The following is a 7,824-nucleotide window of genomic DNA, read 5'->3' on the forward strand; positions in this document are numbered from 1 at the left end:
CAACAAAGCATAAAATTAATGGCTAGTTTTAGCTTACTTGGAAAATTCCTTCGGAATTTTCCGCTGGCAAGTTTCTATTTATTAAATTAGTGCTTAAACGCGCCACTAATATTATACGTAACCGTTGTAGCACATTAGACCAAACTCAAGTGAAAAGAATGAATACCTACATAATAATCGGAATTTTAGCTTTAATTGGAGTAATTGCATTCAGCAGTTGGAATTCAAAACGGAATTCAAAAACATCTGGAATTTCTGAAAATAAGACTCAATCACGGAATAGTGAAATCCGACAAGAAAAACGAGATTTAAAACTCGTTGTCACTTATGATTACGGAGAAAACTCAAAAATCATATCTGAAAGAGCAACAGCGGAAATAATAAAAAGCACTATGAAATCAATCAATTGGAATGAATTTCACATTGTGCAACTGGAAGACAAATATGCTGATGGATATAAAGCTTTGGACGTTGGTGGAAGTTTAGGAGATGATGGATTAGCTTCTGGACTTGTGACTGACGAAGATCATATTCTATTGGTAAAGCCATTAGAAACGGTTGACCAAATGACTGAAATACTTCTTGACTTTTTGAAAGGAGAGGATACTTGGAGGAATAAATATGAATATAAATAACGTGCTACAACAAAGTATAAGAAATAAAGCTTAAATTTATTTCTTAATCAAAAGGTTAGTGCGCATTTGGTCACTCTGATTTTCCTACGGAAAATCCTCGGACACAAAACCGCACTATTCTTATAAACAACCGTTGCCCACAATAGCGAAACGCACTCAGCAGAAAGTAAATCGGAATAAAAAAAAAGCAAAATTTCGCAGAATAAAACGCTGAATTAATTGCGCTGAATTCTCACTCAAATCGGAATAAAAATCACATAGGACTTTTGAGCAAGTTTTCGGAATCTAAATCTGAATTAAAAAAACTAAAGTGCGTGCGGAATCTAGCAAATTGCGGAATTTCTCACTCAAGCGGAATTGAATAAGTTTGCGGATTAAAAAAACAACTGAACTCACTCAAACGCTAAAAATAATCTACTGTGGGCAACAAAGTATAAGGAATAATGCTTAAATTTATTCCTTAATCTAAAGGTTAGTGCTTTTTTAGTCACTCTGATTTTCCTGCGGAAAATCCTCGGACACAAAACCGCACTATCCTTATACATAACCGTTACCCACAATTTGAGAAATGCAGAACTTTAAACAGAATTTAAGAAACAAACCTACTCTATTTCTAATAGTTGGAATTTTAGTTCTGATTATCGGAATTCCATCTGGAATTTATGGATTGACATTAAATGGAGGAGCAAGTTTAGGAGGAGTTTTGATTTTAGTTGGTGTTGTTGCTTTTCTTCCATTTTTTTTGATTGACCGAATTTTAGTAAATCGGATAAAACCTCTCAAACTATCAATTTTTGAATTGACTTTGAGTGTAATCGCTTTATTATTTTATTCTTCAGATAATAAAAAAATAGTTGTCGATTTGACCGAATATAAGAGTAACCATTTTGTTGTTGTTTATAATAACGGAGAATTGAAAAACTCTGAATTGAATTGGAAATTTCCTTTCAATAAAAAAGCGGAATACAATAATAACTCTATAATTATACCAGCCGAATATAAAGGCAGTTATCAAATTGATATTGAAACGCCTAAAACTTGGTCTGGAACAAGAATGAATCCTGACCGAATTGATAATATTGGTTTGCGAATTTATACAAGTGGAAAAACCAAACTGAATCGAACTGAAATAGATTCTTTGGCTGAAAAGGAAATAAAAACTGTGGGTAACAAAGCATAAAATTAATGGCTAGTTCTAGCCTACTTGGAAAATTCCTTCGGAATTTTCCGCTGGCAAGTTTCTATTTACTAAATTAGTGCTTAAACGCGCCACTAATATTATACGTAACCGTTGCCAGTAATTTGACCAAACCGAATGGAAGTCACAAAAAAAGATGTTGAAAAACTAATTGAATTAAGAAAAAAAGATACTTTTCTTAATCACTTATGGAATATCTTTTCACGTGATATGCGAGCGAAAGGAGAAATAAATCGGAATGAAATAAAAGTTTGGAGCCAAAATATGTGGAATCTAACTTTCTATTCGATTTTCACATTCGAATTTAATGCTAATAATCATCTGACAAACATAACAGATAAGATGAATCCTGTAGGAAAAACTCTAATTGGAATTGCCTCTTTATGGTTTCTGTATTTAATTTTCCCTAACAATCCGACTGAATTTAATCCAATTGATAATTGGCAATGGATTACCATAATTGCTGTTTTCGTCTTTTTAGTAGTTTGGGTTTCTCGAAAGATTTACAAAATGGAAAGGAAAAATCAACTTGAGGAAATATACGAGATTCTAGACATTGAAATTGAGGAAAAAACACCTGAAAATGAATGGTCTCTGAAAAACATTCTGATTAGATTATTTACTTATCCTTTTGCGATTTTTGTAATAACTATTTGTGTTTGGAGCTTATTTTCGAATGGAATTAAAAGCATATTTCTGACCTTATTTGGAATCGGAATTTGTGGAATGTATCTATATTCGGATGTTAGAATGATTATAAAAAATAAAAAGACTGAATAATAAAAAACTACTGGCAACAATGTATAACCGCAATTACGGCGGATTCGACTACGTCCGAATCCACTCGGAATTGCTAACGTCTGTGCTAAACCGAAAATTAACGCATATTAACCCGTAACTGACGGTTATACGAGACCGTTGTGGTGCATTTCTCACTCGAATCTACAAAATGAAAAATTTAATAATTATAATTTTTATTCTATCACTTTTTTCTTGTTCGAAAAGATTCAAACCAGCTACAAATGAAAATGAATATTTTGAATTAACTGAATTAAATACAAAAGACACTTTATTCAGAATTTCAAAAAATGAGTTTTATGAAATGGGAGATGATTTTGCTTTTGTGAATCGAAAAGGAGACACTATAATTTCATCTGAAAAAATATACTTCACATTTAAAGATACTATTACAACATTCGGAATTGTACTTGAAAAAGAAACTTATGATTTAATTGGAATAAATCGGAAAGGAGAAAGAATTTTTGAAGTATATATGTATGACAATGGACCTGATTATATTTCTGAAGGTTTATTCAGAATTAAGAAAAATGGAAAAATTGGTTATGCGAATAAAAAAGGAGAAATAATAATAAAACCTCAATTTGAATGTGCTTCAAATTTTGAGAATGGAATTGCATCAGTAACTTACGATTGTTATTTGTATTATGACTTGGATGAACATTTACGTTCTGAAAGTGAAAGTTGGTTTGAAATAGATAAAACTGGAAAACGAATTGAATAAAAAAAAACGACACCACAACAAAGTATAAGAAATAATGCTTAATTTTATTTCTTAATCAAAAAGCACTATTCTTATACACAACCGTTAGCTGTAATTACCAGTATTATGAAAAAAAAGAGGGAAAAGTTATTTTTTAAATTTATAAATGGAGGTGCTTTTTCGACTTTAATTGGAGTTATAATAGGAGGATTAATAGCTGGATATTTTTCTTATCAAACTCAAAAACTAACCATTGAAAATCAGAAAAAAGAATTTAGTAGTCAATATTTGATTAAAAAGAATAATGAATTAACGGAATTATTATCTGAATTTCTTGAACATTTTTATCGACTAAATTTGACGGACGAATCAGAATTAAATAAGAGAAAAGAAATCCTGAATAAAATGAATCTAGTATCAATGAAAATAAGCTTACTGAATAATTATATTATAGGTACTAATTGTTCTGATTTGACTTCTTCAATAGAAAATTATATTAATGAGGGTTTAGTTAATGACAAAGAAATGTCCGATTTAATATCTAAATGGAGTTTTAATATAAAAGCTGAAATGAAGAAAATTGATTACTCTGTTGACAGAAACCAATTGAAATTTGATATAATAGAAACTCTAATAAAAGAATAAAACTACAGCTAACAAAGCATAAAATTAATGGCTAGTTTTAGCTACTTGGAAAATTCCTGCGGAATTTTCCGCTGGTAAGTTTCTATTTACTAATTTAGTGCCTAAACGCGCCACTAATATTATACGTAACCGTTGTAAACAATTTTCAAACCCGCTTAACTAATGAGAAAAAAACTTTTAATTGGACTTTTAACGCTTATTACATTTTCTTCTTTTTCACAGGACAAAATCGGAATTATAGCTGGGATTAATGCCTCAACCTTATCAGACGGAATATTAGAAAGTTTCGGAATTCATAGTAATTCTTTTAGTTTCCACTTGGGAGCTGTTTACGAAAAAAAGTTATCTGAAAAAATTTCTTTCAGACCCAGATTAATTTATTCTCAACAAGGCGACAGAGAAGATTTTTATGATAATATTAAATATGAGACTTCATATATAAATATCCCTCTGAATTTTAAGTTCTTTAAACAACCTTACTTAATTGCTGGACCTCAAATCGGATTTCTGATTGACACAAAGAAAAAGGAAATGGATTTCGGAGACTTAAAAACCTTTGACTATGGACTAAACTTAGGAGTAGGTATAGATATAAAGCAATTTTTCGTTGAATTAAATTTATATCAGGGGTTTAATGAACTGATTGAGGTACAATACCAACAGTCAAATCCTTTCAGAGATATTGATATTAAGGCGACTAATACCTTAATTCAGTTAAGTGTTGGATATAATTTTGACCTTTAAAAAAAACTGTTTACAACAAAGTATAAGAAATAATGCTTAAATTTATTCCTAAATCAAAAAGATAGCGCGTATTTGGTCACTCTGATTTTCCTGCGGAAAATCCTCGGACACAAAACCGCACTATCCTTATACACAACCGTTGTGTGCAATTTGAACCCAGCGATATTTTACCCAATAATGGGTATTGAATTAAACCAAACTAAAAGCTATTTTTCAACATAAATTTTGAGTTATGAAAAAACTAACCATTCTTTTTACATTTCTACTTCTTTTAAACAGTTGTAGTAACGATGACAATTCCGGAAATCAAGAGGAAGAACAAAATATTGAGACATTCGATTTAACTTCAAACGCTACTTCGGTTATTCCTTTGCAATTAGTAGTTGTTGGAACAGAAGATTTAACATTTAGCCAAAATAGTTATATGGCAAGCTTTGGCGAGACAGACGTTACTCTAACAAGAAATTCAGACGGCAATCTCGTATTTCCAATACCAGATGTAAGCAACGGAGAATACGAACTAAAACTAATAACTCAAAATAAAGAAGGCTTGGTTAATTTTAATGTTGGTAGTAACAACATTCAAAATGTAGAAAATAAAATAAATCAAGAATTTTTACAGCCATTACAAGCTATTAACCAAAATATAGAGGAACATATTAATAATGGAAATATGAGCAACGAAACTATGGTTGCTTTAAATTCAGCAAAATTAATGTACGATAACTTTATGCTGCAATATTCAAATGCTTCAAATGAGGACAAAATGGCTTTGGCAAAGTTCTTTAATGCTAACCCGATTTTTACAACAACATTTGAGGATGCCATTATAAATAATCGTTTAGCAAGAAACTCTAAAACTAACTCGGATTTCCTTTGTTTCATTAATAACTCTGTAAGAATAGCAGTAATTTCAGGAGCTTTTGTTTCTTGGGTTAATGTTATTGGACCTGCAATTATTGCTGCAACAGGTGGAATTGGAAGTATTTTAGTTGGCGTCGCTACGATTGTAGGTGTTTACAACGCAGCAGCCGAAATTCAAGCTTCGATTGAGCAGATTAGAGAGGTATGTTTAAGACCAATATCAAATCATTTATATGACCAAAATGGAAATTTTGATAATTTCATAATGAACAATAATTCCTTCACTTCTTTCGATTTAAAATTAGGTGTTAGAACTTCCATTACATCAGATAGCAATGACCCTAACTCACTTGTGTCTGAATTAATAGAAAAAATCGATTACATACAAGACAAATGGAATTCGTTTAGAGATAGTTTAAACCAAGTTATAAATGATTCTACTGGTTGGTTTACGAGTTGGTTTTCCAGTTCAACAACATACGAACCTATAACTTCAACAATTGAACCATTACCACAATCAACCCAAATAGATGAAATTGATGGAAATAATGCTTTTGTAATTGTTGAGGGTGTTCCTAATGATATAACCGCCGAAGTCGAAATTGTTGGTCAAAGCGGATATAACATAAAATTCAATACTGATAATGCTACTTTGCCTCGGACTTTTACAATGACAATAAAGTACGATGATGGCGACTTTCAAGCGTCGGATGAATTTAACGTGACGTTGGAAGAAGAAAATCAAATCGATATTGTTGGTACTTGGACAATGGTTGACAATGGAATTAATTGTCAAAACAATACTTCTGGTTGGGGAGGCAATACTTCTATAGAATTCTTTTCTAATGGAACCTTATCTTGGCAAGGAATAATTTCTGGAACCTTTAATTTGAATGGAAATGACTTATACTTTGAATTTGGCAACAATCAGACAAATACATATAATTGTTCAGACGGCTCGACACTTGAATCAGACTATAATATGATTAGTGAATTTAATGGTGTATTTGATGGTACAAATTTTAATGGTAGTTTTTCTCATATTGTAACTTATACACCAAATTTATCTAGCTGTATCGGAGATTCTAATGAAAACTGTCAAGGACCAATGGCGTTAACACAATAAAAAACTGCACACAACAATGACTATAAGTAATTGCTTGTTCTCGCCTACTTCTGAAAATCCTCGCGGATTTTCAGCTTGGTTTGTACTTGCTAAGTTAATCGCTAAATCACGCAACTACTCATAGCCGAGACCGTTAGGCAACATTTGACAGACCAACGAAAATCAGAACTTAATGAAATTAATTATAGGTAATTATTACGAAAATATAAAGTGTGAGAATTTCAAAGACCCAGAAACAGGTCGAATAAGAGTTAGACCTTTAGACGGACAAAATTTACCTACGAATATAGTAATCGAATGCAGTAAAAGCGAAAGAGAATCACATCCAATTGGAACAAAATTTATAACGGAAAATGTAAAAGTTTGTAAAAAATCAGACGGACGAATTTATTTGAGAGCGAAAGACCAATTCATTAAAAAGTTAGATTAAAGAAATGGAATATTTAAAAATCATTTCCAAAACTTTTGAGGAACATAATATTTATAAAGTTTCGGAATTGAAATATGAGAAATTTACTAAATCTATAAATTATCCATCAAGCGAAGGAATAATATTTGAATCGAATAATTTTGCAGGAGAAATATTTTATTACTCAAATGGAGAAATGGAATACTTGGAAATGGAATTTCTTATTTTTAAAACAGAGAAATCTGAATTTAAGATTATTGAAAAAATAAAAAAATCGGAATTGAATAAAGTAATTTCGGAGTTTTTAACGGAAAGATTAACTGAATAAAAAAACGTTGCCTAACAAAGTATAAGAAATAATGCTTAAATTTATTCCTAAATCAAAAGGTTAGTGCTTTTTTAGTCACTCTGATTTTCCTGCGGAAAATCCTCGGACACAAAAACGCACTATCCTTATACACAACCGTTGGGTTTAATGCTGCCCACTCTATCGGAAAAAATAAAACTGATTAAAAACCTGAATTTTAGAACCCAAAGTTTACGCGGAATTTTAGCCAATTACGAAAAATAAAACTGTGGATTTTTAGCAAGTTTGCGGAATATAAAAACGCGGACTAAAATTATGGCGGACTTTTGAGTTTGTTTGCGGAACAAAACAAAAACGGACAAATAAATCATCTGACTTTAGCCTGATTGCGGAAA

General features: G+C 31.1%; 9 protein-coding genes. All 9 read left to right on the forward strand.

Annotated elements, in window-relative coordinates:
• Nucleotides 1–89: 89 nt before the first annotated feature.
• Nucleotides 90–635, forward strand: coding sequence for a hypothetical protein (locus ACH5TX_RS01485; protein ID WP_439337786.1), 546 nt, complete (start codon nt 90–92; stop codon nt 633–635).
• 568 nt (nt 636–1,203) lie between these two features.
• Complete coding sequence (locus ACH5TX_RS01490; protein WP_439337787.1) at nt 1,204–1,815, forward strand: MFS transporter; 612 nt, start codon at nt 1,204–1,206, stop codon at nt 1,813–1,815.
• Nucleotides 1,816–1,950: 135 nt separating this feature from the next.
• A complete protein-coding gene (locus ACH5TX_RS01495; RefSeq protein WP_439337788.1) occupies nt 1,951–2,613 on the forward strand; it encodes a hypothetical protein in 663 nt (220 codons plus the stop codon).
• Between the two features lie 169 nt (nt 2,614–2,782).
• Nucleotides 2,783–3,355, forward strand: a complete 573-nt coding sequence (locus ACH5TX_RS01500) for a WG repeat-containing protein (protein ID WP_439337789.1) — start codon at nt 2,783–2,785, stop codon at nt 3,353–3,355.
• A 105-nt stretch (nt 3,356–3,460) separates the two neighbouring features.
• On the forward strand, nt 3,461–3,979 hold the full coding sequence (locus ACH5TX_RS01505; RefSeq protein ID WP_439337790.1) for a hypothetical protein: 519 nt from the start codon (nt 3,461–3,463) through the stop codon (nt 3,977–3,979).
• Between the two features lie 162 nt (nt 3,980–4,141).
• Complete coding sequence (locus ACH5TX_RS01510) at nt 4,142–4,723, forward strand: porin family protein (protein ID WP_439337791.1); 582 nt, start codon at nt 4,142–4,144, stop codon at nt 4,721–4,723.
• Between the two features lie 232 nt (nt 4,724–4,955).
• Entirely contained in the window at nt 4,956–6,713 is a 1,758-nt protein-coding gene (locus ACH5TX_RS01515; RefSeq protein WP_439337792.1) for a hypothetical protein, read from the forward strand.
• 172 nt (nt 6,714–6,885) lie between these two features.
• Complete coding sequence (locus ACH5TX_RS01520) at nt 6,886–7,143, forward strand: hypothetical protein (RefSeq protein ID WP_439337793.1); 258 nt, start codon at nt 6,886–6,888, stop codon at nt 7,141–7,143.
• A 4-nt stretch (nt 7,144–7,147) separates the two neighbouring features.
• Complete coding sequence (locus ACH5TX_RS01525; RefSeq protein WP_439337794.1) at nt 7,148–7,450, forward strand: hypothetical protein; 303 nt, start codon at nt 7,148–7,150, stop codon at nt 7,448–7,450.
• The last annotated feature ends 374 nt before the right edge of the window (nt 7,451–7,824 follow it).

This window comes from Thalassobellus citreus, assembly GCF_044385915.1.
GTDB classification, from domain to species: Bacteria; Bacteroidota; Bacteroidia; order Flavobacteriales; family Flavobacteriaceae; genus Thalassobellus; species Thalassobellus citreus.

Bases quoted from the DNA above. Each gene is read 5' to 3' on its own strand.
- ACH5TX_RS01510 (WP_439337791.1), top strand. From the start codon at position 4,142: ATGAGAAAAAAACTTTTAATTGGACTTTTAACGCTTATTACATTTTCT.
- ACH5TX_RS01515 (WP_439337792.1), top strand. From the start codon at position 4,956: ATGAAAAAACTAACCATTCTTTTTACATTTCTACTTCTTTTAAACAGT.
- ACH5TX_RS01525 (WP_439337794.1), top strand. From the start codon at position 7,148: ATGGAATATTTAAAAATCATTTCCAAAACTTTTGAGGAACATAATATT.
- ACH5TX_RS01495 (WP_439337788.1), top strand. From the start codon at position 1,951: ATGGAAGTCACAAAAAAAGATGTTGAAAAACTAATTGAATTAAGAAAA.
- ACH5TX_RS01505 (WP_439337790.1), top strand. From the start codon at position 3,461: ATGAAAAAAAAGAGGGAAAAGTTATTTTTTAAATTTATAAATGGAGGT.
- ACH5TX_RS01520 (WP_439337793.1), top strand. From the start codon at position 6,886: ATGAAATTAATTATAGGTAATTATTACGAAAATATAAAGTGTGAGAAT.
- ACH5TX_RS01500 (WP_439337789.1), top strand. From the start codon at position 2,783: ATGAAAAATTTAATAATTATAATTTTTATTCTATCACTTTTTTCTTGT.
- ACH5TX_RS01490 (WP_439337787.1), top strand. From the start codon at position 1,204: ATGCAGAACTTTAAACAGAATTTAAGAAACAAACCTACTCTATTTCTA.